Here is a 26,665-nt window from a genome sequence, read left to right as displayed (position 1 = left end):
GAGCTCTCAGAACCATGCGTCGCCACCAGGCCGCGTCCGACCCCGTCGCCGCCCCCGCCGCCGACGTACCGCTGCTCGCCACCCAGGCGGCCATCTGGTACGCGCAGGCGCTCGACCCCGACAGCCCGGTCTACAACACCGGCGACGCCGTCGAGATCACCGGCCCGCTCGACGCCGACCTCTTCGAAGACGCCCTGCGGCGGACCCTGGACGAGGCCGACGCCCTGACCGCCCTCGTCGTCACCGACCGGGACGGCACCCCGGCCCTGCGCCCGCGCCCCGGCCACACCTGGCCGCTGCACCGCCTCGACCTGCGCGCCGCCGCCGACCCGGCCGCCGAGGCCGAGGCCTGGATGCGCGCCGACCTCGCCAGGCCCGTGGACCTCACCGAGGGGCCGCTGTTCACCCAGGCCCTCATCCGCCTCGCCGACGACCGCCACTGGTGGTACCAGCGCGTCCACCACCTCGTCGTGGACGCCTACGCGCTCACCCTCCTCGGCGGCCGGGTCGCCGAGCTGTACACCGCGTACGCCACCGGCACCCCGCCCGGCGACCGCGCCTTCGGCACCCCCGCCGACACCGCCGCCGAGGAGACCGCCTACCGGTCGGGCCAGGAGTACGCCGCCGACCGGGAGTTCTGGCGCGAGCGACTGGCCGGCGCCGAGGCCCCGGCCACCCTGCCCGGCACACCGGACGGCACCTCCGCCCAAGCCGCCACCCAAGCCGCCGAAGCCGCCACCCAAGCAGCCACCGCCGGCGCCGAGCCGCTGCGCCGCACCGCCGAACTGCCCGCCGGCACCGTCGCCCGGCTGGAGCGCGCCGCCACCGCCGCCCGCGCCACCTGGGCCGAACTGGTCATCGCCGCCACCGCCGGATACCTGCACCGCCTCGCCGGCACCGAGGACGTCGTCCTCGGCCTGCCGCTCGCCAACCGCCGCGGCCCCGCCGCCCTGCGCACCCCCACCGCCACCGCCAACATCCTGCCGCTGCGCCTCGCCGTCCGCCCCCGGGACACCGCCGCCGAACTGCTGCGCCGCGTCGTGCTGGAGCTCCGCGCCGTCCGCCGCCACCAGCGCTACCCGCTGGAGGACCTGCGCCGCGACCTCGCCCGGACCGGCGACCGGCGCGCCCTGTTCGGCCCGATGGTCAACATCAAGGCCTTCGAACGCGACCTCGACCTGGCCGGCCTGCCCGGTGCCGTCCGCAACCTCGCCGCCGGGCCCGTCGACGACCTCGCGCTCGCCGTCTCGCCCGGCCCCGACGGCGCGCTGCGCCTCGGCCTGGACGCCCACCCCGGCCGGTACGACGCCGACTCCCTCGCCGCCCACCAGGACGGCCTGCTCCGCTACCTCGACGGCCTCGCCGACCTGCTGCTCACCGACCCGCAGACGCCGATCGCCCGGATCGACCTGCTGGACGCCGACACGCTGCGCCGCGCCACCGCCGGCCGCGAGGAGCCCCCGGCCGAGCTGACCCTGCCCGCGCTCTTCGCCGCGCAGGCCGCCCGCACCCCGGCCGGGACCGCCCTGCGCAGCGGCGAAACCGCCCTCACCTTCGCCGAGCTGGACGCCGCCGCCAACCGACTCGCGCACCGGCTGGCCGCCCTCGGCGTCCGCGCCGGGACGCCCGTCGCGCTCGCCCTGCCCCGCAGTGCCGACACCCTGGTCGCCATGCTCGCCGTGCTCAAGGCCGGCGGCGCCTGCCTCTCCCTCGACCTCGCCCACCCCCGGCAGCGGATCGCCGGCATCCTCGACGACACCCGCCCGGTCTGCGCCGTCGGCACCGCGGCGGCGCTCGCCGCACTGCCCGGCGACGGCACGCTGCCCGCCGTCGTCCTGGACGACCCGGCGGAGCGCGCGGCGCTCGCCGCACTGCCCGCCGGGCCGCTGCCCGCACCGGACCCGGACCACACCGCCTACCTGCTGCACACCTCCGGCTCCACCGGCCGCCCCAAGGGCGTCGTCGTCACCCACGCCTCGCTCGCCAACCTGCACGCCGGCCACGGCGAGGACCACATCGCCCCCGCCGTCCGGCGCACCGGTCGCGAGCGGCTGCGCGTCGCCCACAGCGCCTCGTTCGCCTTCGACGCCTCCTGGGACCCGGTGCTCTGGATGGTCCACGGCCACGAGCTGCACCTGCTCGACGACGAGACCTACCGCGACCCGGCCGCCCTCGCCGGATACGTCGACCGGGAACGGATCGACTATCTCGACGTCACCCCCTCCTACCTCGAAGTCCTGCTCGCCGAGGGCCTGCTGGACGACGACCGGCACCGCCCCGCGCTCGTCGCGGTCGGCGGCGAGGCCACCCCGGACGCCCTCTGGCAGCGGCTCACCGCCGTGCCGGGCCTGCGCCCGCTCAACCTCTACGGCCCCACCGAGACCACCGTCGACGCCTACTCCTGGACCCCGGGCCCCGACGGCACCCCGGTCGGCCGGGTGGTCCGCGGCTCGCGCGCCTACGTCCTCGACGGCTCGCTGCGGCCCGCGCCCGACGGCGCCACCGGCGAACTGTACGTGGCCGGCGCCTGCCTGGCCCGCGGCTACCTCGGCCGCCCCGACCTCACCGCCGAGCGCTTCCTCGCCGACCCGTTCGGGCCGCCCGGCGGCCGGATGTACCGCACCGGCGACCTCGCCCGCCGCCGCCCCGACGGCACCCTGGAGTTCCTCGGCCGCGCCGACGACCAGGTGAAGATCCGCGGCTTCCGGATCGAACCCGGCGAGATCGCCGCCGTGCTGGCCGCCGAACCGGGCGTCGCCCAGGCCGTGGTGATCGCCCGCCCGGGCCCGCACGGCAAGCGGCTGCTCGGCTACGCCGTCCCCGCCGCCGGTGCCGCCCTCGACGCCGGCCACCTGCGCTCCGCGCTCGCCGAGCGGCTGCCCGGCCACATGGTGCCCGCCGCCGTCCTCGTCCTCGACGAACTGCCGCGCACCGCCAACGACAAGCTCGACCACCGCGCCCTGCCCGAGCCGGCCGCCGACGGCCCGGCGCCCGGGGCCGCCCCCGCGACCCCGCAGGAGGAGGTCATCTGCGGCCTGTTCGCGGCCGTGCTCGACCTGCCCGAAGTGCCCGGCCGGGACGCCGGGTTCTTCGACCTCGGCGGTCACTCGCTGCTCGCCGGCCGCCTCGCCGCCCGTCTGCGCGACACCCTCGGCGCCGCCGTCGGCTTCGCCGACGTCTTCCGCCACCCCACCCCGGCCGCGCTCGCCGCCCTGCTGCGTGAGCGCTCGGCACCCGAGCCGCGCCCGGCCCTGACCGCCGTGGAGCGGGCGGAGCACACCCCGCTCTCGCCGGCCCAGCGCGGACTCTGGTTCCTGCACCGGCTCGAAGGCCCCAGCCCCACCTACAACATCCCGCTCGTCCTCACCCTCACCGGCCCGCTCGACCGCGACGCCCTCGCGCTCGCCGTCACCGACCTCGCGGCCCGGCACGAGATCCTGCGCACGGTGTACGTCGAGCCCGGGAGCGGCGAGCGTCGGCCCGGCGACCCCGGGGCCGACGAGCCGTACCAGCGGGTGCTGCCGCCCGCGACCGTCCCCCTGCACACCGGGCCGACGCTCGCCGAGGCCGTCCGGTACGCCTTCGACCTGGCCGCCGAACCGCCGCTGCGGGTCAGCCTGTTCGAGGACGGCGACGGCCGGCACACGCTGCTCCTGCTGCTCCACCACATCGCCGGGGACGGCGCCTCCACCACCCCGCTGGCCCGCGACCTGGCCGCCGCCTACACCGCCCGCCTGGCCGGCCGCGCACCCGAACTGCCGCCACTGGCCGTCCAGTTCGCCGACCACGTGGCCTGGCAGCGGCAGCTGCTCGGCAGCGCCGAAGCACCCAGTCCGCTCGCCGTCCGCCAGCTCGACCACTGGCGCAAGACCCTGGCCGGCCTGCCCGACCAGCTCGAACTGCCCACCGACCGCCCCCGGCCGCCCGTCGCCGCCCACCACGGCGCCACCGTGCCGTTCGCCCTCGGCGCCGACGCCCACGCCGCCCTGGCCGCGCTCGCCCGCACCACCGGCACCAGCGTCTTCATGGCCGTCCAGGCCGGCCTCGCCGCCCTGCTCACCCGGCACGGCGCCGGCACCGACATCCCCATCGGCACCCCCGTCGCCGGCCGGGACAGCGACGAAACCGCCTCCCTCGTCGGCTACTTCGTCAACTCGGTGGTCCTGCGCACCGACACGTCCGGCGACCCCACCTTCCGCGAGCTGCTCGACCGCGCCCGCACCGCCGTCCTCGGCGCCCACGACCACGCCGACCTGCCCTTCGACCGGCTGGTCGAGGAGCTCAACCCGCCGCGCTCACTGGCCCGGCACCCGTTGTTCCAGACCATGCTGGCCTGGCAGAGCGTCCCCGACGAGGAGTTCGCCCTCGGCGGCGGCCTCACCGCCCGGATCGCCGCCGTGCCGTCCGGCACGGCCAAGTTCGACCTCACCCTCAACGCGGGCGAACTGCGCGACGGCGGCATCGCCGGCTTCCTGGAGTACCGCACCGACCTCTTCGACCCGGCCACCGCCGAGGCCCTGTCGGCCAGGCTCGCCCGGCTGCTCACCGCCGCCGCCACCACGCCCGACACCACGATCGGCCTGCTGCCGCTGACCAGCGAGGAGGAGCGGCTGCGCGCCCTGGTCGAGTGGAACGGCCGGCCGGTCACCTCCGTCCCCGGCGCCACCCTGCCCGAGCTGTTCGAGGCGGCGGCGCTCGCCCACCCGGACGCCACCGCCGTCAGCTGCGGCGACGACTCCCTCGACTACCGCGAACTCGGCGCCCGCGCCGACCGGTTGGCCCGGCTGCTGGCCGCCCGGGGGATCGGCCCCGGCACCATCGTCGCGCTCGCGCTGCCGCGTTCGTCGGAGCTCGTCACCGCCCTGCTGGCCGTCGCCAAGTCCGGCGCCGCCTACCTGCCGCTCGACCCCGACTACCCGGCCGACCGGCTCGCCTACATGCTGGCCGACGCCGAACCCGCCGCGCTGCTCACCGACGCCGCCACGGCCGCCCGGCTGCCCGCCCACCAGGTGCCCCAACTCCTCGTCGACGGAGCGGAGCCGGCGGCCCACCCGGCCACCCCGCTGGCCCAGCACGAGCGCACCCGGCCGCTGTGCCCGGACGACGTCGCCTACGTCATCTACACCTCGGGCTCCACCGGCCGGCCCAAGGGCGTGCCCGTCACCCACCACAACGTCGTCCGGCTGTTCAGCGCCACCGACCACTGGTTCGGCTTCGGCGCCGAGGACGTCTGGACGCTCTTCCACTCCTACGCCTTCGACTTCTCGGTCTGGGAGCTGTGGGGAGCCCTGCTGCACGGCGGCCGGCTGGTCGTCGTCCCGCACCTGGTCAGCCGCGACCCGGCCGCCTTCCTCGACCTGCTCGCCCGCGAGCGCGTCACCGTCCTCAACCAGACCCCGTCCGCCTTCTACCAGCTCAGCGCCGCCGACCGGGACCGCCCGGGCAGTGAACTCGCCCTGCGCTACGTGGTGTTCGGCGGCGAGGCACTGGAACTCGGCCGACTGGACGACTGGTACGAGCGGCACACCGACAACGCCCCGACGCTGGTCAACATGTACGGCATCACCGAGACCACCGTGCACGTCTCGTACATCGCCCTGGACCGGGCGAGCGCCGCCGCCGGCACCAGCAGCACCATCGGCGTCAACATCCCCGACCTGCGGGTCTACGTCCTGGACCAGCACCTCCAGCCCGTCCCGCCCGGCGTCACCGGCGAGATGTACGTGGCCGGCGCCGGCCTCGCCCGCGGCTACCTCGGCCGCCCCGCGCTCAGCGCCGAACGGTTCGTCGCCGACCCGCACGCCGAACTCTTCGGCGAGCGCGGCACCCGGATGTACCGCTCCGGCGACCTCGCCCGCCGCCGCGCCGACGGCGTCCTGGAGTACTTCGGCCGGGCCGACCAGCAGGTCAAGATCCGCGGCTTCCGGATCGAACTCGGCGAGATCGAGGCCGCGCTGGCCGCCCACCCGGACGTCGCCGACGCCGCCGTGATCGTCCGCGAGGACGTGCCCGGCGACAAGCGCCTGGTCGGCTACGCCGTCCCGGCCCGCCCCGTCACCGCCGAGGACCTGCGCGCCCACACCTCCGGCGACCTGCCCGCGCACATGGTGCCGTCCGCCGTCGTCCTGCTGGACCGGCTGCCGCTCACCGCCAACGGCAAGCTCGACCGGCGCGCCCTGCCCGCCCCCGAGGCCCCGGCCGCGGGTGCCGGCCGCCCACCGCGCACCCCGCGCGAGCAGCAGCTCCGCGAACTCTTCGCCGAAGTCCTGGGCGTCCCGGCGGTCGGCGTGGAGGACGACTTCTTCGCCCTCGGCGGCCACTCGCTGCTGGTCGTCCGCCTCGCCGCCCGGATCCGGGCCGTCCTCGGCCTGGAGGTCGGCATCGGCACCCTGTTCCAGGCCCCCACCGTGGCCGCCCTGGAGTCCGCCCTCTCCTCCGACGCCCACGGCGCCGACGCGCTGGACGTACTGCTGCCGCTGCGCCCGGCCGGGCCCGGCAAGCAGGCCCCGCTGTTCGCCGTCCACCCGGCCGGCGGCCTCAGCTGGTGCTACACCGGTCTGATCCGCCACCTGCCCGCCGACGTGCCGATCTACGGCCTCCAGGCCCAGGGCGTCGGCGCCGCCACCGCCGGGCTGCCGCTGCCGCGGACCCTGGAGGAGCTGGCCGCGCACTACGTCGACCGGCTCCGCGAAGTCCGGCCCGACGGCCCCTACCGGCTGCTCGGCTGGTCCACCGGAGGCATCATCGCGCACGCCATGGCCACCCGGCTCCAGGAACTCGGCTGCGCCGTCGAGCTGCTGGCCATCCTGGACGCCTACCCCGCCGAGGGCTTCCGCGACCTGCCCGTGCCCGACCAGGCCGAAGCCCTGGAGGCGCTGCTCACCATGGGCGGCCACGGCCCCGAGGACCTCGACGGGCAGCCGCTCGGACTCGCCACCGTGACCGCGCTGCTGCGCCGCGAGGGCAGCCCGCTGGCCGGGCTCGACGAGGCCACGCTGGAAGCGCTCAACCACATCTACCTCAACACCAACCACCTGGTGCGCGGCTACGACCACCGGGTCTTCGACGGCGACGTGCTGTTCTTCCGCGCCACCGTCGACACCATCGACGAGACGCTCACCCCCGAGACCTGGACCCCGTACGTCTCCGGCCGGATCGACAACACCGATGTCGCCTGCTCGCACAAGGACATGACCCTGCCCGCCCCCATCGCGCACATCGCGCGCGTGGTCGCCGAACACCTGGAGAACCAGCCCCATGAGTGACGCCCCCGCCAACCCCTTCGACGGTGACGGCGAGTTCCTCGCCCTCGTCAACGACCAGGGCCAGCACTCGCTCTGGCCGGCCTTCGCCGCCGTCCCGGCCGGCTGGACCGTCGCCCACGGGCCGTGCGAGCGCGCCCGCGCCCTGGACTGGATCACCGAGAACTGGACCGATCTGTGCCCGGTCCGGTAACCGAGACCCCGGCGCGCCCCCTCCTCGCGGGGCGCGTCGCCGTGGTCGTCGTCTACACGGCCGCGATGTGCATGAACGGCCTGGACTCGACGATCGTCAACCCGGCCCTGTTCACCATCGCCGAGGACTTCGGCCGCCCCGTCTCCGCGGCCAACGCCGTCGAGGTCGCCTTCCTGGTCGGCCTCGCGGTCGGGCTCCCGGTGGCGGGCTGGCTGGGCGACAGGTTCGGGGTCAAGCGGGTCTTCCTGGGCTCGCTGGCGGCGTTCACGGCGGCCTCGGCCGTCTGCGCCGCCGCCCCCGATCTGGGCTCGCTCTCCGCCGCCCGGGCGGTGCAGGGCGTGGCCGGCGGGCTGCTCACCCCGGTCGGCATGACGCTGCTCTTCCGGGCCTTCGAGCCGCACGAACGGGCCGGGCTCGGCAAGGTGCTGATCGTGCCGACCGCCCTGATGCCCGCCCTCGGTCCGCCGCTCGGCGGCTTCCTCACCGAACACCTCTCCTGGCACTGGCTGTTCCTGGTGAACGTGCCGATCGGGGCGGCGGCCGTGCTGATCGGCGCCATCGGCCTCGCCTCGGAGGGCGAGCCCCCGGCCGGCCGCTTCGACACCCTCGGCTTCCTGCTCGCCACCCCCGGCCTCGGCCTGCTCACCTACGCGCTCGGCTTCGGCCCGGCGCACGGCTGGGCCTCGCCGGCGGTGGCGGTCAGCGGGGTGCTCGGACTGCTCCTCCTCGGCCTCGCCGTCCGGCACCAACTGCGGGCCGACGAGCCGCTGGTGGACCTTCGGCTGCTCGCCGACCGGGTGTTCGGCGCCGCCTCCTGGCTCGCCCTGCTGACGGCGGCCGGGCTGATGGGCGCGCTGTTCGTCTTCCCGCTGCTCTACCAGGCCGCCCTCGGGGCCTCGGCGCTGGACGCCGGGCTGAGCGTCTTCCCGGAGGCGATCGGCCTGATGGCGGCCTCGCAGGTGGTGGACCGGCTGCTGCCCCGGGTCGGACCGCGCCGTCTCGCCGTGCCCGCACTGCTGCTCGCGGCCCTCGTCCTGGCGGCGCTGGCCGTCCCGGGCGTCGGCGGGAACGCCTGGGCGGTGCGGGCGCTGATGTTCGGCATCGGGCTGGTTCTCGGCACCGGGGTGCTCACCGTCCAGATCGCCGGCTTCGCCGAGGTGCCGCCGCCCGCCATGGGCCAGGCGATGGGCCTGTTCACCATCGTCCGCACCCTCGGCGGCGCCCTCGGCATCGCCGTCACCGCGGCCCTGATCGGCGCCCTCGCCGACGACGGCACCCACGGCACCGAGCCCGGCCCCTACCGGGCGGCGCTGCTGGCCACCGCCGGGGCCGTGGCCCTCGGCGCCCTGGTCGCGGCCCGCCTCCCGAAGGAGGCCCCCGGCCCGCCGCCGCTGGACTGAGCGGCACCACGCGGCGGCAGGCCCGGACCCGCCGAACCGTATGGCGCGGGCTCGCCCCCGGATTCGGGGCGGGCCCATGCCTGTCGCCGTTCACGGTCCGTCGGCCGGTCCCGACCGGCGGTCCCGCGAACCGCCGTCACGGCCCCGGCCTCACCTCAGCCGCGCCGCGTTCAGCAGGGTCTGGGTGACGGAGTTGCCGTTGCTGTCCGTGGCCTTCGCCCGCAGGGAGACGAAGCCGGAGTTGTGCGGCGGCGCGGACAGTTCGGCGGTGCCGTCGCGGTCCGGGTTCAGCCTGGTCCAGGTGGCGCCGCCGTCGTAGGAGGCCTCCAGGGAGGTGCTGGTGATCCTCCCGGCCCGGGCGGCGTTGTCCATCGGCGAGGCGGTGACGCCGATGCGCGCGTTGCGGTGGATCGCGCCGTCGGAGTCCGCGCCCAGGTTGTAGTCGAGCTGGACGAGCGGGAGGCAGTCGTAGCCGTCCGGAGCGGTCGCGGAGGTGAACGTCCACTCGGTGGTGGTGCCGGTGCCGTAGGCGAAGACCCCGCTCTGGCCGGTCGTGGCGACCAGGCGGTACGGCTCGGGCTTCGCCGAGGCGGGGACGGTCAGGTAGAGCGCCTGGCCGTCCTGCCGGGCCAGCAGGGTGCCGCCCCGGTAGAGCGCCAGGTTCTCCTTGAGGTCGTCGCTCAGCGCGAAGCCGGAGCGGCCCGCTTCACCGTCGCCCCAGCCGGGGATGTTGACGACCATCCAGTCGCCGGTGCGGCTGGGCAGCCAGGTGCCGGTGTTCAGCCGCGGGTGCAGTGGCGCGGAGAACCACCGGTGGTCGGTGGTCGTGCCGGCCGCGTAGGTGCGCGGCACCGCCCGCTCCTCCACGATCGAGCCGAGGGTGGACTGCTCGTACCAGGTGAAGCCCTGCTGGGTGCCCACGTAGTCGACGCGGGCCTGCGGCATGGGCTGGTACTCGGCGAAGCCGAAGCCGCGGCTGTTGAAGTCCTGGAGGTCGTAACGGAATTCGCCGCCGAGGACGCGGGAGGGCGAGGTGAAGTTCTGCCGGACGGTGGCCAGGCCGGACTCCTTCGGCTGGTACAGCAGGTCGGTCGGGACGGCGCCGTCGTGGCGGTCGACCAGGTCGTAGACGTAGTCGCGGTGGTCACGGGCGGTGACGTCCAGGCGGTCGTCGCCCTTGGCGATCGCGGCTTCCAGCTTCTTGCCCTCGACCTTGGTCAGCGAGGCCACCTGGATGGGTGCGTCGGTGTAGTCGGCGTTGCCGTACCAGGTGCTGAGGCGGCCCTCGGTGTCGTTGACGACCAGCAGCAGCCTGGCACCGGCCGCGACCGCGGCCGCGGACTGCGCGGTGGGCGTGACGGTGGAGTTGGCGTCCACCACGACGGCCCTGCCCCTGGCGTCGATGCGGGCGTAGTCGGCGGCGGCGCCCTGGCCGGCGTGGACGGCGCGCAGGCGGCTGCGGCCGGGGGCGAGTGCCGTGGAGCCGACCTGCTGGACGAGGTCGGTGAACTCCGTGCCCGCCCCGTTCACCTCCAGCGTGCTCTGGCCGAGCCGCCAGCGGGTGAGGAAGTGGAAGGCGCCGGTGGTGACGGGAGTGGTCTGCTGGGCCCAGATGCTGGTGTACTTCAGCGGGATCAGCAGGACCTCGTCCAGGCCGCCGGTCTCCCTCAGGCCCCGGTACCACTCCATCCGGTACTGGGAGGCGGTCGCCTCCCTGGGCGTGCGGACCTGCACCTGGTGCGCCCGGCGGGCGTCGAGCGCGACCGTCCGGTCGGCGGTGAGCTCGACCTGCGGGTCGGACAGCACCGCGAGGCCGAGACCGTCCGGCTTCTCGGCACCCGGGAGGTCGGCGGTCGTCAGGACCGCGTAGGTGCCGGGCGCCAGCCGCAGGGTGGTGGTGCCGTCCAGCTGGGCGAGGAGGACGTCACCGGTGTGCAGGTCGTAGACCTCGGCCAGACCCTGGAGCGGGCCGCCGTCGCGGCCGGTCGCGTTGACGGTCAGGTTGTAGCGCTCGCTCTCGACGTTGATGCCGACGAGGGTGTGCGCCACGACGCCGCCGGTGGCCGGGTCGGTGGCCAGCAGCTGTCCGTCGAGGTTGCCGGTGGCGGGTGCCTTCGCCGGGTCGCCGGTCAGGGTGACGTCGGCGGTGCCGCCCGCGGGTACGGTCACCGAGTCGGCGGAGAGCTTGAACACGCCCGCGGGGGCCGGGGTGTCCAGCGCCAGCCTGAGGGTGACGTCCGCACTGCCGGTGTTGCGGTAGGTCACGGTCCTGGTGCGGGGCCGGTCGGCGCCGTGCGGCCAGGAGTAGAAGCCGGACCACGCGGTCGCGGTGGCGTGGACGCTGCCGAGCACCGCGGCCCTGGCGTCCAGCCGGCCGGCGCCGCCGTCGCCGACGGTGATGCCGGGCGTCAGGTGCGTGGTGCTGACCAGGTCGTCCTTGATCTGCCGGCCGGTCCAGTCCGGGTGCGCGGCGGCGAGCAGCGCGGCGGCGCCGGCGACGTGCGGCGTCGCCATCGAGGTGCCGCTCATGGTGGTGTAGTAGCCGCTTCCGTCGGTGTGCTGCGAGCGGGCGGCCACGATGTCCACACCGGGAGCGGTGAGTTCGGGCTTGGGGTTGCCGTCGAGGGCGCGCGGGCCGGTGCTGGAGAAGTCGGCGAGGTTGTCGCCGGAGTCGACCGCGCCGACGGTCAGCGCCGAGGTCGCGGAGCCGGGGGAGGAGACGCCCCCCGCACCGGAGTTGCCCGCGGCGATCACGAACAGTGCGCCGGTCCGGGCGCTCAGGGCGTCCACGGCCTGGCTCAGCGGGTCACTGCCGTCGCCGACGACGGAGGGGTCGCCGAGGCTCATGCTGACGATCCTGGCGTGCTCGGTCTCGGCCGCCCAGGTCATGCCCGCGATGATCCAGGAGTCCAGGCCGGTGGCGCCCGGGCCGCCGAGGACCTTGCCGACGACGAGCCGCGCGTCCGGCGCGACGCCCTTCTCCTTGCCGCCGGAGGCCGCGCCGGTACCGGCGACGGTGGAGGCGACGTGGGTGCCGTGCCCGTGGACGTCCTCGACGGACTCGCCGGGGACGAAGTTCTGACTGCCCGCCACCCGGTCGGCGAGGTCGGGGTGCCCGGTGTCGATGCCGGTGTCCAGGACGGCCACCTTGATGCCCGCGCCGGTGTTGCCCCCGGACCACACCTCGGGTGCGCCGATCTGCGCGGTGCTGTCGGCCAGATTCGCCGTGGCCCTGCCGTCCAGCCAGATGTGGCTGACACCGCCGGCGAAGGCCGGCGCGGCGCCCCGGGCCGTGACGGCGGTCAGCTGCCGCCAGGCGGCGGCGGAGTCGTCCCGCCTGACGGTCGAGGCCGTGGCGTTGATCGCCGGGAGATCCCGCGAGGTGGTCAGCTTCGCGGCGGCCGGGCCGTCCGCGGCGCCGCGGGCACTCCTGTCGTACTGGACGATCAGCGGGAGTGCGGACGCCTGCGCGTCGTCGTAGCCGTCCGCCACCAGCGCGGTGACGTCGAACAGCCGCTTGTCGAGGATTCCGGCGGCGACATAGGGGAGGACGCTGTCCGGGTAGACGTAGGTGTCGTCGCCGACGGTCAGGGTGTGCACCACACCGGTGCTGTCCCGGGCCGGTGTCACCGAGGTGATGACCTGCCCGGTCGCCAGGGTGGTCAGGGTGACCCTGTCACCCGTGAGCAGGGTGATGGTGCGTGAACTCGTGCCGGGGGCGACGGCGGGGCCGTTCGCGGGTGCGGGGGCCGCGACCGCGCTGAAGGGGCCGGCGGGCGTCGCGGCGAGAGCGGCGAGAGCGGCGCCGACGGCTATCAGGCGCCGGAGCCGTGGAGTGGGGGATCGCACAGGTCTCCTCTGGGGAACTTCCGGGGGTGGCAGGGCTGGTGAGATTCTGGTGCGCTCCGTGCCCGGACATCCCTCTCGGCGGTGGCGGTTGCCCGTCAACGGCGTGCCCCCGACAGCCCGGATCCCCCTGGGCGGTACGGATGCTCACTTCGGGCCGCCCGTACGGTACTTCGCCACGCAATCTTCATGAGTGCCCATTGACTGCCGTAGGGCTTCTCTTTACGGTGATCATGGCCACGTCATTCGGAGGCCGATCCGACCCGGCCCGTACCGGCCGGCGAGCCGATGGGGTACGAGCCGATCGTCACGAAGGGGCGAAGTCGGTTGCTGGAGGCGCTGGAAGAACAAGGGCGGCTGCTCGACGGTTTCGGCCTGGGAGCCGAGGCGGAGCACGTCTACCTGGCACTGGTCACCCGCCCCGCCGCCCAGCTCGCGGAACTGGCCGCCGCGACCGGCCGTCCGCAGCACCAGGTGCGGGTGGGGCTGGCGGCCCTGGCGGAGCAGGGGCTCGTCCAGCCGGTGGGCGGCCGCTACCGCGCGCGCGAGCCGGAGCTGGCCTTCCGCAATCTCCTGGCCAGGCGCCAGCGGGAACTGGAGGAGGCCCGGACCAGCGTCCAGCGGCTGGCCGACGTCTACCGCCGGTCCGCGCCGGCCCGCGACACCACGGAGATCGTCCAGGTGGTCGCCGGACACCAGGCCCTGGCGGCCGCCGTCCAGGACGTCCAGGAGAGTGCCCGCAAGGAGGTGCGCGCCCTGGTCAAGCCGCCGGTCTTCGCGCTGTCCGCGGCGGACAACCTGCCCACCCAGCTCGCCCGGATGGCCGAGGGGCTGAGCTACCGGGTGGTGTACGAGCAGTCGGCCCTGTCCCAGGCACCGGACGAGAACCTGATCGAGTCGTCCCTGTGCAGTGGCGAGTTGATGCGGACGGCGCCGGCCGTGCCGGTCAAGCTCTTGCTGTCCGACGCCGGCCGGGCCCTGATCCCCCTGGACCCGGGCGGCGGGGAGGAGCGCTTCGGCCTCCTGATCCGACACCCCAGCCTGATCGCCGTGGTGGAGGCGCTGTTCGAGAGCGTCTGGGAGTCCGCGACACCGGTGCTCCCCCGGCCGGACGGAACCCCGGAGAGCGTGGGCGCCGGGACGGTGTCGGCCAGACCTTCGCCGAGTGATCTGCGGCTGCTGTCGCTGCTGGTGGCCGGTCTCCCCGACCGCGCGGTGGCCACCCACCTCGGGGTCAGCAAGCGGACGGTGGAGCGGCGGGTGCGACGGCTCCTGGACCGGGCGGGGGTGAGCACCCGGATCCAGCTGGGCCTCCACGCGGCCCGCGAGGGGTGGATCTGAGACGGAGTCCGGGCCGGCGGAGTCCCGTACCCCGGCCCCGAGAGCCCCGTACCCGTTGGTCTGTAGCATGACGAACCGTCGATCCGTTCGTCGAAGCGCAGGAGGAACGCGCTGGAGCTCCACTTCACCACCCTCGGACCGCTGAAGGCCTGGCGGGCCGGCCGCGAGCTGCGGATCAACCGGGCCCAGGACCGGGCCGTCCTCGCCGTCCTGCTCGCCCAGGCCGGCCGCCCCGTTCCGGTCGGCGAGATCATCGACGGGGTCTGGGGCGAGGAGGGCGACGAGGCCCCGGACCGCGCCGGCGCCCTGCCCGGCAACGTGTACCGGCTCCGCAGCGCGCTGGACGCGGGCGGCCCGAGCATCCTGCGGCACGAGGCCAAGGGCTACCGGCTGGACGCCGACCCGGCGGGCATCGACCGCACGGCCTTCCTGACCGCGCTCGCCGACGCCGCCACCGCCCGCCGCAACTGGCAGCCGGAACGCGCCCGCACCCTGCTGTCCGACGCCCTGGACCTCTGGACGGGCCGGGCCCTGGACGACGTGCCGGGGCCCTTCGCCGCACACGAACGCCGCCTGCTGGCCGCCCGGCGGGACGAGGCGCGGCGCTCCCGCCTCGAACTCGACCTGGAACTGCGGGCGGACACCTGGACGCCCGCGCCGGCCCGCACCCCCGTCCGCCCGGTGCTGCGCCCCTTCCAACTGCCGCCCGACCTGGGTGACTTCACCGGGCGCGGGGAGGAACTGGCCGCGGTCGCGGAGACCCTGACCGCACCGGACCGGACCGGCCCACCGCTCGTCACGGTGACCGGCCCCCGGGGAGCCGGCAAGAGCGCGTTCGCCGTCCACGCCGCCCACCTGGCCGGCGCCGCCTACCCGGACGGCCAGTTGTACGCGGATCTCCACGGCCGGGACGCCCCGACGGTGCCCGCCGTCCTGGCGGCGTTCGTCCGCGCGCTGGGCGTCGAGGAGCGGGCCGTGCCGCCGGACCCGGCCGACCGCCGCACGCTGTACCACCGGCTGCTGGCCGACCGGAGGGTCCTGGTCGTCCTCGACGGGGCCGCCACCGCCGACCGCGCGGGCCCGCTGCTGCCCGTGGCGCCCGGCTGCGCCGCCCTCGTCACCGCCGACGGCCCCGGCCCGCTGCCGCTCGGCGCCCCGGGCGGGCGCGTCGCATGTCACGCCGTCAGCCTCGGCCGGATGACCCCCGGTGAGGCACAGGCGCTGCTCGGCCGGGTGCTCGGCACCGACCGGCTGGCCCGCGAACCGACGGCCGCCCGGACGCTGGCCGCCGCCTGCGACCATCTGCCGGGTCCGCTGCGGGCCGCGGCGGACCGGCTGGTGCGCCGCCCCGCCTGGCCGGTCGCCGCGCTGGTCCCGCGGACCGGCGGGCCCGGCGGGACGTAAACGAACGCGTTGATCATCCGTCAATCGGCGGGTCACACAATCCCCTCAGCGGCCGCCGTCACCCGCCCGACCAGGCCGGCCGCCGTACCAGCACCGGGCGAGGGAAGAGGGACAAGCAGTTGAGCAGCACCGTCGCACGAATCACCCGCAGGCTCGCCGGCGTCGCCGCCGCCACGGCCCTGGCCGCGGCGAGCGTCCTGGCCGCCCAGGGCACCGCCCACGCCGCCTACGACGCGCCGACCGCCAGTATCTGGGACGACGAACAGCTCCCGAACGACGGCCGGCACATCGACAACCGGGGCCAGTACGGCACCGCGCGCCTCATCATGCAGTCCGACGGGAACCTCGTCACCTACTACGCGCCCGGCCACGACTGGTCACGCCAGTCCGCGACCTGGGCGTCCGGCACCGTCGGCTGCGGCGCCAAGGCGGTCATGCGCGCCGACGGCAACCTGGTCGTCCTCAACGCGTCCGGCGGCCTCTGCTGGGAGAGCGGCACCGGCGGGCACCCGCACGCCCGGCTGACCCTCTGGCGCAACGGCGACCTCCTGATCACCGACACCTGCAACCGCACCCTCTGGGAACGGCAGCCCGGGATCACCTATGTGCCGGGCCAGACCCGGGGCCCGCTCGCCGGCCCCGCCTCCACCGAGAGCCCCTACGTGGTCCTGCCCCCGCCCACCGGCTGCTCGGCGGCCTGACCGGTCCTCGGGCCGGCCGGGCCGAAGACGTGCGCCCGCCGTCTCCCCGCGCCGGCCCGGGACCTCCGAGTCCACAGGGAGACCCGACATGGAGACCACCGCAGTCGAGCGAGCGGCCGGAGCCGGCCTTCGCTTCCGCCTCCTGGGCCCGCTGGCCGCCTGGCACGGCGACCGGCGCCTGGCGCTCGGACGCCGGCAGCAACAGGCCTTTCTGGCCATGCTGCTCGGCCAGCCGGGCCGGGTGCTCACGTCCGCCCGGCTCGGCGACGGCATCTTCGACGAGGACAGCCCGCCGAACCGGCCCAGGTCCGTCCTGGCCACCCACGCCTACCGGTTGCGCAGGGAGCTCAGGAACCACGGCGCCGAGCACCTGCTGGTGACGGTCGACGGCGGCTACCGCCTCGACGTGCCAGCCGAGGCACTCGACACCGGCACGTTCGACCTCCTCGTCGCCGGCGCCGACGACGCCCTCGCCGCCGGTGAGCGGCCGCGCGCCCGCGAACTGCTCACCCGCGCGCTCGCCCTGCACGAGGGGGAGCCGCTCGCCGGGCTGCCCGGCCGGCACGCCGCCGAGCTGCGCCGCCATCTGGCCGAGCGCCGGGTGGACGCGCTGGAGTCGAGGCTCGGCCTCGACGTCGACCTCGGGGACAGCCCGTCCTGCCTCGTCGACCTCGACCAGGCCGTCTTCGCCCACCCCTTCCGGGAACGGTTCCGGGCCCTGCTGATGCGGGAGTACCACCTGTCGGGCCGGCCGGCCGAGGCCCACGCCGTGTACGCCGACGCCCGGCGCTTCTACCGCGCCGAAGGGCTGGGCTGTCCGGAACTGGACGCGCTGCACGCCCGCGTCCTCCGCGCCGACCCCGCCCTCGGCACCCCGGGCCGGCCCGGAGTCCACGCGAGGCCCGACTCCCCTGGCCAGCCGACCGGTTCGGCGCGGCCGCCGGTACCCGACCAACTGCCCGCTGCCGTAGCGGACTTCACCGGCCGACAGGCCGCCGTCGCGGAACTGACCGAGGTGCTCGCCGGCCCGGACCCGGGCGCCGTCGTCATCTCGGCGGTCAACGGGATAGGTGGGGTCGGCAAGACCAGCCTGGCCGTGCACGTCGCGCAGGCCCTGGGCGACCGCTTCCCCGACGGCCGGCTCCACATCGACCTGCGCGGCGCCCAGGCCGATCCGCTCGACCCCGCCGAGGCGCTCGGCGCCTTCCTGACCGCCCTGGGCGTGGAGGACCGCGAGATCCCCGCCGACCCGGTCGAGCGCGCCGCGCTCTACCGCACGACGGTCACCGGCCGCCGGCTGCTGCTCCTGCTCGACAACGCGGCCACCGCCGAGCAGATCGCGCCGCTGCTCCCGGGCTCGCGGACCTGCGCGGTGCTGGTCACCAGCCGCGCCTGGCTGACCGCGCTGCCGGGCGCCCGCCACCTCCACCTCGACGCGATGGAGCCGGCCGAGGCGCTCGACCTGCTCGCCGGCATCGCCGGCCGGGCCAGGACCGAGGCCGAGCCCGAGGCAGCACTGGCGATCGTCACCGCCTGCGGCCTGTTGCCCCTGGCCGTCCGGGTGGCCGGCTCCCGGCTGGCGGCCGACCCCGCGCAGACCCTGGGCGTGCTGGCCGCGAGCCTCGCCGACGAGCAGACCCGGCTCGCCCGACTCGCCTGCCACCAAACCGCCGTGGAGTCCGTTCTCGCGCTCTCCTGCGCCCGGCTCAGCGCACCGCAGGCGCGCGCCATGCGGCTGCTCGCGCTGCCGGACGCCCCCGAGCTCTGCGTCGCCGCCGCCGGGGCGCTGCTCGGCAGCGGCCCCGAGGAGACCCGCGACCTCCTGGAGACGCTGGTCGACCTCAACCTGCTGCAGTCGCCCGCCGCCGACCGGTACGGCTTCCACGACCTGCTGAGGGTGTTCGCCCGGCAGCGGAGCGGCCATGAGGACACTCCCGCCTCGGTGACGGCGGCGTTCGCCCGGCTGCTGGACTTCGCCCTGGCCAGCGCCCGCAACGCCGAGGAGACCGCGCACCGGGTCGACCGCGCCCGGCGCAGTCTCATCGAGGCCACGACCACCGTGCCGGGGCAGGAGTTCGGCACGGTGGAGTCCGCCACCGCCTGGATGCGGTCCAGGACCGCCCTCCATCGCGCGGTGATCGACCGCGCCTGCCAGGACCCCGGCCTGCCGCTGGCCGAGACCGCCGACCTGCTGGACAAGATGGGCTCCGTCCTCTTCGGCCGCGGCTACATCGCGACGGTCGCCGACCTCGCCGGCCAGGTCGCCGCCGCCGCCCTGGCCCGCGGCGACCGCGCGGCCGAGGCACTGGCCCGCTCGGTCCGGGGCAGCATGCTCTGGCACGCCAACTCCTATGCGCGGGCGGGCGCGGAACTCCGCCGCTGCCTGGAGCTGTGCGACGGGCCGGACCGGCTGCGGCTGCGGGCCAACGTCCTCCAGCTGCTCGGCGCGAACGCCCGCGCCCTGCGGGAGTTCGGCGCGGCCATCGGCCCGCTGGAGGAGGCCGCGGCGGTCTTCCAGCGGCTGGACGACGGCACCGCCGAGGGGCTCGCGCTCGGCGAACTCGCCTTCAACCGGGCCCAGTGCGGGCACCTGGCCGAGGCGAGGGCCGCCGCCGAACGCTGTGCCGAACTGACGGGCGCGCAGGTCTCCATCTCCGAAGCGGTCGGCCGGTACTACCTCGCCCGGGTGCTGCACCTGTGCGGCGACCTGGCGCCCGCCCTCGACGCGGCGGAGCACGGGCTGGAGCGGTTCCGCTCCTTCGGCATGATCGGCTTCCAGGCCGCCACCGGCAGCCTGATCGCCCACATCCACCTCGCGGCCGGCCGGGAACGGGCCACCGTCCGGGCCGCGGAGGAGGCGCTCCCGCAGGCCCGCCAGGTCGGCGGCATGCTGGAGGGCACCCTGCTGCGGGTCCTCGGGCGGGCGCTGGCCGGGCTGCACCACACCGACCGGGCCAGGGCCTGCCTCACCCAGGCCCTGGGCCACTTCGAGCGGCTGGGCCTCGCCTCGGACGCGGCCGAGGTCCGGGAGATCCTGCGCGGCCTGGGGTGAAGGGCCTCCGCCGGCGTGCTCATCGAATGTCCATCACCGTCGTCGAGGCTTCTCGCGGTTGCCCGGTCACCCGGACGGGGCAGGCACAGGAAGGGACCGATCATGGTCGTTCAGGGAATCAGGAAGGCCGCCATGGTGCTGGCCGGCACGGCGCTGTTCGGCGGCATCGCCCTCGCGGGCGCGGGCACCGCCGCGGCGTCATCGGGCGGCGGCTGCGGCGGCCCCGCCTGGGAGCAGGCGTGCATCAGCGCGGGCGGCGGCCAGGTCACCGCGACGGCGGTCACCAACCTCGGCAGCAACAGCTGCACCGAGCAGATCATCCTCTGGGACTACACCACCCAGAGCCAGGCCCTCTCCACCTCGTTCCCCTGCCGCTCCGGCCAGTACAGCTACAGCTACACCCTCTCCAACCCGACCCCGGGCCACGACTACAAGGCCGAGGTTCGCCTCTACTGGCAGGGCGGCTCGGGCTACGACTACCAGCTCAGCCCCGACCTCTGGTACTGACCGTTTTCTACGGATGGCCGGTGACACCGGCCTGAGGGGACGCCCCTGAGGGGCGGGTGGCCGCCGCCACCCGCCCCTTTCGTGATGTCGTCGCGCGGAGAGGTCAGCACTCCGAACGGTTTTCGAGCGGCCTTCGGGCACCCCGAAATGCGCCCTCAATGGAACAGGAAATCGATCTGGGGGAATGGTTCCGTCCATTCCTGCTGAATTTCCCCGCGATCTCCCATGAGCGGTCGTTGACGGAAGCGTGAACGCCACCGTGCGCGCGCCGGTGTGACCCGGCGTCAGGGTTGTTGTCGACGGTGGCTTCGCGCACCGCGCCGGTCGCCGCTTCCGTCCAGGTCAATGACGGTTCCCGGCCGGCGCTCCGCACCCTCGCCGGACGGCCGCCCGCCCGCGTCGCCCCCTCGGAGCGGGCCCTTGCGGCCGGGGCGGCGCACACGTCCGCTCCCCGGCGTACTCATGGGCGCACGGCTGAGCGGGGGGCGTGCGGGCCGTTGGAATGGCCGGGTCCGCGCCGTTGCGCGTAAACTCCAGCACCCCCATATTCGGATAGTCACATTGCAGCCGGGTTTCTCCGGCTCACTGTCACTGATCCGCCGACGACCCCTGCCATCCCGGGCCGTGACGGATGTCGGCTCCGCTGCCGACCCACTCGCGCACCCCGCTCCGAGGAGGGTTTCCGTTGGACAACCGGTACGAGGCCTACGCCTTTGCCGACCCGCTCTTCTACGACTCGCCCCGGCGCTGGGGCGCGCACGAGGAGTTCGCCGCCGTCGGACGGCCGCTGCCCACCGGGTGGGAACGCGGCGATCTGGAGCTCTGGACCGTGGTGCGGCCGGTGGACGTCCAACTGCCCTTCCAGGGCTGGAAGATCCATGTGTCGTCGTGCCTCGAAACCGCCGAGGAGGTGCTGGAGGAGGTCCACGCGTACTGCCTGCGGGAGCGCATCACGTTCAAGTTCCTGCGCGGCCTGCCCATCCTCCAGGTGCAGAACTCCAAATACGCGGCGCGCGGCGCCAGCGGGAAGTTCTGCACGCTCTACCCGGTGGACGACGCCGAGCTGGAGCGATGTCTCGACGGCCTCGGCCGGCTGCTGGCCGGACGCCGGGGGCCGTACATCCTCAGCGACCTCCGCTGGGGTGAGGGGCCGCTCTACCTGAGGTACGGCGGGTTCGCGGAGCGCTACTGCCGCAACGACACCGGGGAACGGGTGCTCGCCCTCGCCGGCCCGGACGGACGGCTGGTGCCCGACGTCCGCGGCGCCGGGTTCGCCGTCCCCGCCTGGGCTCCGGTGCCCGCCTGCATCGCACCGGCCGTGGCGGAACGGGCGGCGCAGCAGGACACCGGGCTCCCGTACACCGTGGAGCGCGTCCTGCACTTCTCCAACGCGGGGGGCGTCTACCTGGCCCGGGACGGGGCCGACGGGCCGCAGGTGGTGCTGAAGGAGGCCCGGCCGTACGCCGGCCTGGACCAGCGCGGGGTCGACGCCGTGACCAGGCTGCGCAACGAGCACGACATCCTGCTCCGGCTGGCGGGCGTCCCCGGTGTCCCCGCGCAGCACGGGCTGCTGACGGCCTGGGAACACGAGTTCCTGGTCCAGGAGTTCGTCGAGGGCCGGTCCCTCAGCGAGTGGCTGACCGCCCGCTACCCGCTGATCCACCCGGACGCCGACGAGGCCTCGGTCGCCGAGTACACCCGCGAGGCGCTCGGGATCGTGGACCGGATCGAAGAGGCCCTGGCGGCGATCCACGCCCGCGGGGTGGTCTTCGGCGACCTCCACCCGCGCAACCTGATCATCCGGCCGGACGGCGACCTCTGCTTCATCGACTTCGAACTCGCCAGCACCGTCGAGGACTTCGTCCGCCCGGCGCTGGGCGCGGCCGGCTTCACCGCGCCGCCGGGACACACCGGGACGCAGATCGACCGGTACGGGCTGGCCGCGATCCGGCTCTGGCTCTTCCTGCCGCTGGCGCAGCTGCTCGCCCTCGACCCGGGCAAGGCCGGCGAACTCGCCGACGCCATCGAGCGCCGCTTCCCGGTGCCCCCCGGCTACACCGACGAGATCCGCCGGCTGCTCGGCTCCGCCCCGTCCGACGGCCGCACCGGCCGGCCCGAGCTGGGCGGGCACCGGGCCGAGGCCAGGGCGCTGCTCGCCGCGCCGGAGGCCGACTGGCCGGGGATCAGGGACTCGCTGGCCGCCGGTATCGCGGCGATGGCCACCCCCGAGCGCGCGGACCGGCTGTTCCCCGGCGACGTCGCCCAGTTCACCCACGGCGGCCTGGGCCTCGCCCACGGCGCGGCCGGTGTCCTCTACGCCCTGCACGCCACCGGTGCCGGGGCCGACCCCGAGCACGTCCGGTGGCTGGCCCGCGCCGCCCGGACCCGCCCGGCCACGGCCGGCCTGTACTCCGGCACCCACGGTGTGGCCTACGTCCTGGACCTGCTCGGCGAGCGGGAAGCGGCCCTCGGGCTGCTGCGGCGCCTCGCCGAGGCCTCGGCGGACGAACCCGGCCCCGGCCTGGCCGGCGGGGCGCCCGGCATCGCCCTGACGCTCCTGCACTTCGCCGGTGCCACCGGTGAACCGCGGCTGCTGGACGAGGCGCTGGCCCTCGCCAGGGCCTCGGCCGACGCCCTGGAGAAGACCGGCCGCGGCGACCCCCGCCGCCGGGCGGGCCTGCTGGCCGGCGCCTCCGGCACCGCGCTCGCCCTGGTCCGCCTGTACGAGCGGACCGGTGAGACCGCCCTGCTCGACCAGGCCGAGACCCTGCTGGAGCTCGACCTCGACCGGTGCGCGAGCATCGCCGACGGCACCCTCCAGGTCGTCGACGGCCGCCGGGTGCTGCCGTACCTCGAGACCGGCAGCGCCGGCATCGGCCTCGCGCTGGACGCCCTGCTGGCCCACCGCCCCGACAGCCCCTCGGCCGACCGGGAACGGCCGATCCGCCGGGCCGCCGAACCCGAATTCGTCATCCAGCCGGGCCTGTTCAACGGGCGGTCGGGGCTGCTCGGCTACCTGGCCGTCACCCGGCAGCGCGCCGACGAAGCGGAGGCGACAGCCCTGCTGGACCGCCAGCGGGCGCTGCTGACCCTGCATCAGGTCCCCTATCGGGGCCGGCTCGCCTTCCCCGGCGACCAGCTGCTGCGGCTCTCGGCGGACCTCGCCACCGGCTCCGCCGGGGTGCTGCTGGCCCTGGGCACGGCGCTGGCCGGGACGCCCTTCCTCCCCTGGACCGGCGGGCCCGGCGCCACCCCGCCGACCACCACCACCCCCGGCTGACGGGCCCCTCGCGGCCTGTCCGCCCCGGGCGCGGGCCCCGCGCCCCCACCGACTCCCGGCCGCCGGCCGGGCGATCAACCCCGAAGTGAAGGAGACCAGTCATGGCGATCCTCGACCTCCAGACCATGGAACTGCCCGAGACCGAGGCGGCCCCGATCGACGACGCCCTCGCGAACACCAGCTCGCTGAGCGTGCTCAACTGCGGTGCCAGCACCGTCAGCACCCTGCTCTGTCTCTGAGTCGTACCGCCGCCCGGTAGGGCGGGCAGCACGGCGGAGCCGGCCGGGCCGTCACCACGGGCCCGGCCGGCCACCGGGCCGGAGCGGCACCCAGCCGTTCCGGCCCGGTCCGCGCGGTCGTCGGTGCCGCCGCTTGTCTGTTCGTGCACAGCCGGTGCCGGTACCGCCGCCCGTCCGCCCGCGCGACACCGCCGAACCAGCAGAGAGGTTGCCCGTGGCCGACCGGACCCCCCGCACCGACCGCCGCGCGCCGGGCCGGGTACGGCTGCGCCGCGAACTCACCGCCGAGCCCGGCCGACTCGTCTGCGCACTCCTGCTCGCCCTGGCCGCCACCGCCGCCGCCCTGGCCCTCCCGCTGCTGGTCCGGAAGATCATCACCGACTTCTCCGACCACCGGCCGCTCGGCACCGACGTGCTGATGATGTGCGTGGCCGCCGTCGCCGGAGCCCTCACCCAGGCGCTGTCGGGCTTCCTGCTGGCCCGGATCGGCGAGCGGATGACGTACCGCCTGCGGATCCGCCTCATGGAGCACACGCTGCGGCTGCCGCTGGCCGTGGTCCGGGCCCAGGGCACCGGGGAGCTCGCCGCCCGGATCACCTCGGACGCGCTGCTGCTGCGCCAGGTGGTCGAGGTGGCCACCCAGCTTCCGCTGGCCGCACTGACCGTCGCCTCGACGCTGCTCGTGATGGTCTGGATCGACTGGGTCCTCACCTTGGCCACGGTCGTCGCCCTCGCCGTGCTGACCGTCCTGGTCCTGCTGATCCTGCGCCGGATGAAGGCCAACGTGACCGGTCAGCAGGACGCGGTCGGCCGGATCGCCCAGCGCTTCACGGCCGACCTGGAGGCGCTCACCACCATCAAGGCGTACCGGGCCGAACCGGTGGCAGCCAGGGCCCTGGCGGCGGACGCCGAGCGGCTGCGGGCCGTCTCCCTGGAGGGCGCCCGCCTCGGCGCCCTGATCCCGGCGGTGCTGACGCTCGGCAACCAGCTGGCGATGATCGCCGTGATCCTCACCGGCGGCGCCCGGCTGGCGGCCGGGGACCTCCAGGTGGCGGCGTTCGCCGCGTTCCTGCTCTACCTCCTCCAGACCGTCCCCTCGGTGAGCACCCTGGCCACCGGCTTCGGCCGGCTCCAGGCCGGGCTGGCCGCCCGGGACCGCTGCAACGAACTGCTGTGCCTCGCCCCGGAGACCGATCCCCGGGACCCCGGACCGGCCGCCCCCACCCCGCTGCCGGACGCGCCGTCCGTGGTCTTCCGTGCCGTCTCCTACACCCACACCGGGTCGGGTGACGCCGCGCTGCGCGGGATCTCCTTCACCACCGCCCGGACCGGACTGACCGCCGTCGTGGGCCCCTCGGGAGCCGGCAAGAGCACCACGCTCTCACTCATCGACCGTTTCATCCGGCCCTCCGCGGGCTCGATCACCGTCCTGGGCCACGACGCCCGGCACTGGCCGCTGGACGCGCTGCGCGCCCGCATCGCCTACGTCGACCAGGCGTTCACCCTGCTGGAGGCCACCGTCCGGGAGAACCTGCAACTCGGCCGGGCCCGGCCCGTCGACGAGGGCGACCTGGTGGCCGCACTGGACGCCGTCGGGCTCACCGAGGACATCGCCCGCCTCCCGCAGGGCCTCGACACCCTGCTGGGCCGCGGGTCGGATCTGTCGGGGGGTCAGCGCCAGCGGATGGCGCTGGCCCGCGCGCTGCTCTCCGAGGCCGACATCGTCCTGCTGGACGAGCCCACCAGCCAGCTGGACGGGCTCAACGAGCAGCGCTTCCGCGCCATCGTGGCGGAACTGGCGAAGACCCGCGCGGTGATCGTGGTCGCCCACCGCCTCTCCACCGTCCAGCACGCCCACCACGTGATCATGATGAGCCGCGGCACCGTGATCGACGCCGGCGGCCACGCCACCCTCCTGGCCCGCTGCACCCCGTATCGGGACCTGGTCGCCAGCCAGTCCGCCCCGGAGGCTACTGCTGGTGCCGGCCCCGCGCTCGCATAGCTACGGCAAAGACAAGTAGCTCTCCGGAGTCTCCGTGACGTTACGCAACACAGCGCGGGCGTGCCGTTCCGGCTTGGTGGGCCGCTCCATCAGCAGGGCGGTGGCCTCGGTGAGGCTGACCTCGCCCCGGAGGAACTGGACGACGGCCTCGGTGATGGGCATCTCCACGCCGTGGCGGCGGGCGAGGCGGAGGATCGCCTCGGACGTTTTGACGCCCTCGGAGGTCTGGCTGATCGCGGCAGCCGCCCCGGTGACGGACTGTCCGCGGCCGAGGTGTTCGCCGAAGGAGCGGTTGCGCGACAGCGGGGAGGAGCAGGTGGCGACCAGATCGCCCATGCCGGCCAGACCGGAGAAGGTGCGCGGGTCGGCGCCGAGCGTGGCGCCGAGCCGGGAGGTCTCCGCCAGGCCCCGGGTGATGAGCAGGGACTGCGCGTTGTCACCGAGCCCCATGCCGACCGCGATGCCGACCGCGAGGGCGATGACGTTCTTCGCCGCGCCGCCGAACTCGCAGCCGATGACGTCGGGGTTGGTGTAGGGGCGGAAGTACGGGGTGCGGCAGGCCGCCTGGAGGCGCTTGGCAACCGGTTCGTCGGCGCAGGCGACCACGCTCGCGGCGGGCTGCCGGTTGGCGATCTCCCGGGCCAGGTTGGGCCCGCTGACCACCGCGACGCGCTCCGGGCCGACGCCGGCGACCTCGGCGATGACCTCGCTCATCCGCATCCCGGAGTCGAGCTCGATGCCCTTCATGAGGCTGACCAGCACGGTGCCCGGGCCGAGCAGCGGCACCCAGGTGGCGAGGTTGGCGCGCATGGCCTGCGCCGGCACCGACACGACCACGTAGTCGGCGCCGGCCAGGGCGTGCTCGACGTCGGTGGTGGCCCTCAACTGTTTGGGCAGGTCGATGCCCGGCAGGTAGACGGGGTTCTGGTGGCGTTCGTTGATCGCGTCGGCGATCTCGGCGCGCCGGGCGTGGAGGGTCACGTCGGTGCCGGCGTCGGCGAGCACGGACGCGAACACGGTGCCCCAGGAGCCCGCCGAGAGCACTGCCGCCGTCGTCACCATCCTTTCCGCGTGGTGAAGGCGATGAAGTCGGCCCAGGCGGTGGGGGAGAAGGCGAGTTGTGGGCCGGTCTGGTCCTTGGAGTCCCGGACGTGGACGGTGGCGGGGGTGACGGCGACCTCGATGCACTCGCCACCGCCGGTGCTGCTGTGGCTGGACTTGAACCAGGTCAGTTCGGTGCTCATTGATCCTCCACCTACGTGTTGATGAACCGTGCCAGTTCCTCGGAGGGGGCGTGAGTTTGTGTGGGCCTGGAGGTTACTGCTGGTGCTGGGCGGTGAAGTCGATGAAGTCGGCCCAGGCGGTGGGGGAGAAGGCGAGTTGTGGGCCGGTCTGGTCCTTGGAGTCCCGGACGTGGACGGTGGCGGGGGTGACGGCG

The 26,665-nt window shown here is 75.1% G+C and carries 15 protein-coding genes; 11 read left to right on the top strand and 4 right to left on the bottom strand.

The window, feature by feature from the left end; all coding sequences use genetic code 11:
- The first annotated feature begins 14 nt into the window (after nt 1-14).
- Genes ACIQIB_RS20745 through ACIQIB_RS20735 form a run of 3 tightly spaced genes read left to right on the top strand, consistent with a single transcriptional unit; the run spans nt 15 to nt 8,855 of the window.
- Nucleotides 15-7,265, top strand: coding sequence for an amino acid adenylation domain-containing protein (locus ACIQIB_RS20745; protein WP_400759576.1), 7,251 nt, complete (start codon nt 15-17; stop codon nt 7,263-7,265).
- The gene (locus tag ACIQIB_RS20740) at nt 7,258-7,455 is read left to right on the top strand and encodes an MbtH family protein (RefSeq protein ID WP_363604479.1); all 198 of its coding nucleotides are present in this window, start codon (nt 7,258-7,260) and stop codon (nt 7,453-7,455) included. The genes ACIQIB_RS20745 and ACIQIB_RS20740 overlap by 8 nt, the downstream gene beginning before the upstream one ends.
- Complete coding sequence (locus ACIQIB_RS20735; RefSeq protein WP_400759574.1) at nt 7,440-8,855, top strand: DHA2 family efflux MFS transporter permease subunit; 1,416 nt, start codon at nt 7,440-7,442, stop codon at nt 8,853-8,855. The genes ACIQIB_RS20740 and ACIQIB_RS20735 overlap by 16 nt, the downstream gene beginning before the upstream one ends.
- Before the next feature lie 150 nt (nt 8,856-9,005).
- On the opposite strand, the gene ACIQIB_RS20730 is transcribed toward ACIQIB_RS20735, so the two are convergent.
- A complete protein-coding gene (locus ACIQIB_RS20730; protein ID WP_400759573.1) occupies nt 9,006-12,704 on the bottom strand; it encodes a S8 family serine peptidase in 3,699 nt (1,232 codons plus the stop codon).
- Nucleotides 12,705-13,028: 324 nt separating this feature from the next.
- Here ACIQIB_RS20730 and ACIQIB_RS20725 point away from each other — a divergent pair, with 324 nt between their 5' ends.
- From ACIQIB_RS20725 to ACIQIB_RS20690, 8 genes are all read left to right on the top strand, one after another.
- Nucleotides 13,029-14,042 carry a helix-turn-helix domain-containing protein gene (locus ACIQIB_RS20725; RefSeq protein WP_363604484.1) on the top strand — a complete coding sequence of 338 codons (1,014 nt, stop codon included), beginning with the start codon at nt 13,029-13,031 and terminating at the stop codon, nt 14,040-14,042.
- A gap of 81 nt (nt 14,043-14,123) precedes the next feature.
- Nucleotides 14,124-15,446 carry a BTAD domain-containing putative transcriptional regulator gene (locus ACIQIB_RS20720; protein WP_400759660.1) on the top strand — a complete coding sequence of 441 codons (1,323 nt, stop codon included), beginning with the start codon at nt 14,124-14,126 and terminating at the stop codon, nt 15,444-15,446.
- 119 nt (nt 15,447-15,565) lie between these two features.
- The gene (locus ACIQIB_RS20715; RefSeq protein ID WP_400649912.1) at nt 15,566-16,147 is read left to right on the top strand and encodes a hypothetical protein; all 582 of its coding nucleotides are present in this window, start codon (nt 15,566-15,568) and stop codon (nt 16,145-16,147) included.
- Nucleotides 16,148-16,235: 88 nt separating this feature from the next.
- Nucleotides 16,236-19,199: an AfsR/SARP family transcriptional regulator gene (locus ACIQIB_RS20710; protein WP_400759570.1), complete on the top strand. Its 2,964-nt coding sequence runs from the start codon at nt 16,236-16,238 to the stop codon at nt 19,197-19,199.
- Between the two features lie 102 nt (nt 19,200-19,301).
- Nucleotides 19,302-19,706 carry a hypothetical protein gene (locus tag ACIQIB_RS20705; protein ID WP_363604489.1) on the top strand — a complete coding sequence of 135 codons (405 nt, stop codon included), beginning with the start codon at nt 19,302-19,304 and terminating at the stop codon, nt 19,704-19,706.
- Nucleotides 19,707-20,391: 685 nt separating this feature from the next.
- Entirely contained in the window at nt 20,392-22,986 is a 2,595-nt protein-coding gene (gene lanKC, locus ACIQIB_RS20700) for a class III lanthionine synthetase LanKC (RefSeq protein WP_400759567.1), read from the top strand.
- 101 nt (nt 22,987-23,087) lie between these two features.
- Nucleotides 23,088-23,225 (top strand): SapB/AmfS family lanthipeptide, encoded by a 138-nt coding sequence (locus tag ACIQIB_RS20695; protein ID WP_363604491.1) that lies wholly within the window; start codon nt 23,088-23,090, stop codon nt 23,223-23,225.
- Between the two features lie 214 nt (nt 23,226-23,439).
- Nucleotides 23,440-25,227, top strand: coding sequence for an ABC transporter ATP-binding protein (locus ACIQIB_RS20690; RefSeq protein WP_400759565.1), 1,788 nt, complete (start codon nt 23,440-23,442; stop codon nt 25,225-25,227).
- Here the strand turns inward: ACIQIB_RS20690 and ACIQIB_RS20685 are convergent, their stop codons facing one another.
- From ACIQIB_RS20685 to ACIQIB_RS20675, 3 genes are all read right to left on the bottom strand, one after another.
- Complete coding sequence (locus ACIQIB_RS20685) at nt 25,228-26,289, bottom strand: NAD(P)H-dependent glycerol-3-phosphate dehydrogenase (protein WP_400759562.1); 1,062 nt, start codon at nt 26,287-26,289, stop codon at nt 25,228-25,230. It abuts the gene before it with no gap.
- On the bottom strand, nt 26,283-26,471 hold the full coding sequence (locus tag ACIQIB_RS20680; protein ID WP_400759559.1) for a DUF397 domain-containing protein: 189 nt from the start codon (nt 26,469-26,471) through the stop codon (nt 26,283-26,285). The genes ACIQIB_RS20685 and ACIQIB_RS20680 overlap by 7 nt, the downstream gene beginning before the upstream one ends.
- Before the next feature lie 73 nt (nt 26,472-26,544).
- Nucleotides 26,545-26,665 (bottom strand): DUF397 domain-containing protein (locus ACIQIB_RS20675; protein ID WP_400759658.1); only part of this gene is annotated, 121 nt, incomplete at its 5' end.

The sequence above is a fragment of the Kitasatospora sp. NPDC092286 genome, from assembly GCF_044755565.1.
Classification (GTDB): domain Bacteria; phylum Actinomycetota; class Actinomycetes; order Streptomycetales; family Streptomycetaceae; genus Kitasatospora.
The sequence above is the reverse complement of the archived record's forward strand: the minus strand, read 5'-3'. Positions and strand labels throughout refer to the sequence as shown.

Coding starts and splice junctions, on each gene's coding strand:
- ACIQIB_RS20705 (WP_363604489.1), top strand. CDS start 19,302: ATGGTCGTTCAGGGAATCAGGAAGGCCGCCATGGTGCTGGCCGGCACG.
- ACIQIB_RS20745 (WP_400759576.1), top strand. CDS start 15: ATGCGTCGCCACCAGGCCGCGTCCGACCCCGTCGCCGCCCCCGCCGCC.
- ACIQIB_RS20740 (WP_363604479.1), top strand. CDS start 7,258: ATGAGTGACGCCCCCGCCAACCCCTTCGACGGTGACGGCGAGTTCCTC.
- ACIQIB_RS20695 (WP_363604491.1), top strand. CDS start 23,088: ATGGCGATCCTCGACCTCCAGACCATGGAACTGCCCGAGACCGAGGCG.
- ACIQIB_RS20685 (WP_400759562.1), bottom strand. CDS start 26,289: ATGGTGACGACGGCGGCAGTGCTCTCGGCGGGCTCCTGGGGCACCGTG.
- ACIQIB_RS20680 (WP_400759559.1), bottom strand. CDS start 26,471: ATGAGCACCGAACTGACCTGGTTCAAGTCCAGCCACAGCAGCACCGGC.
- ACIQIB_RS20710 (WP_400759570.1), top strand. CDS start 16,236: ATGGAGACCACCGCAGTCGAGCGAGCGGCCGGAGCCGGCCTTCGCTTC.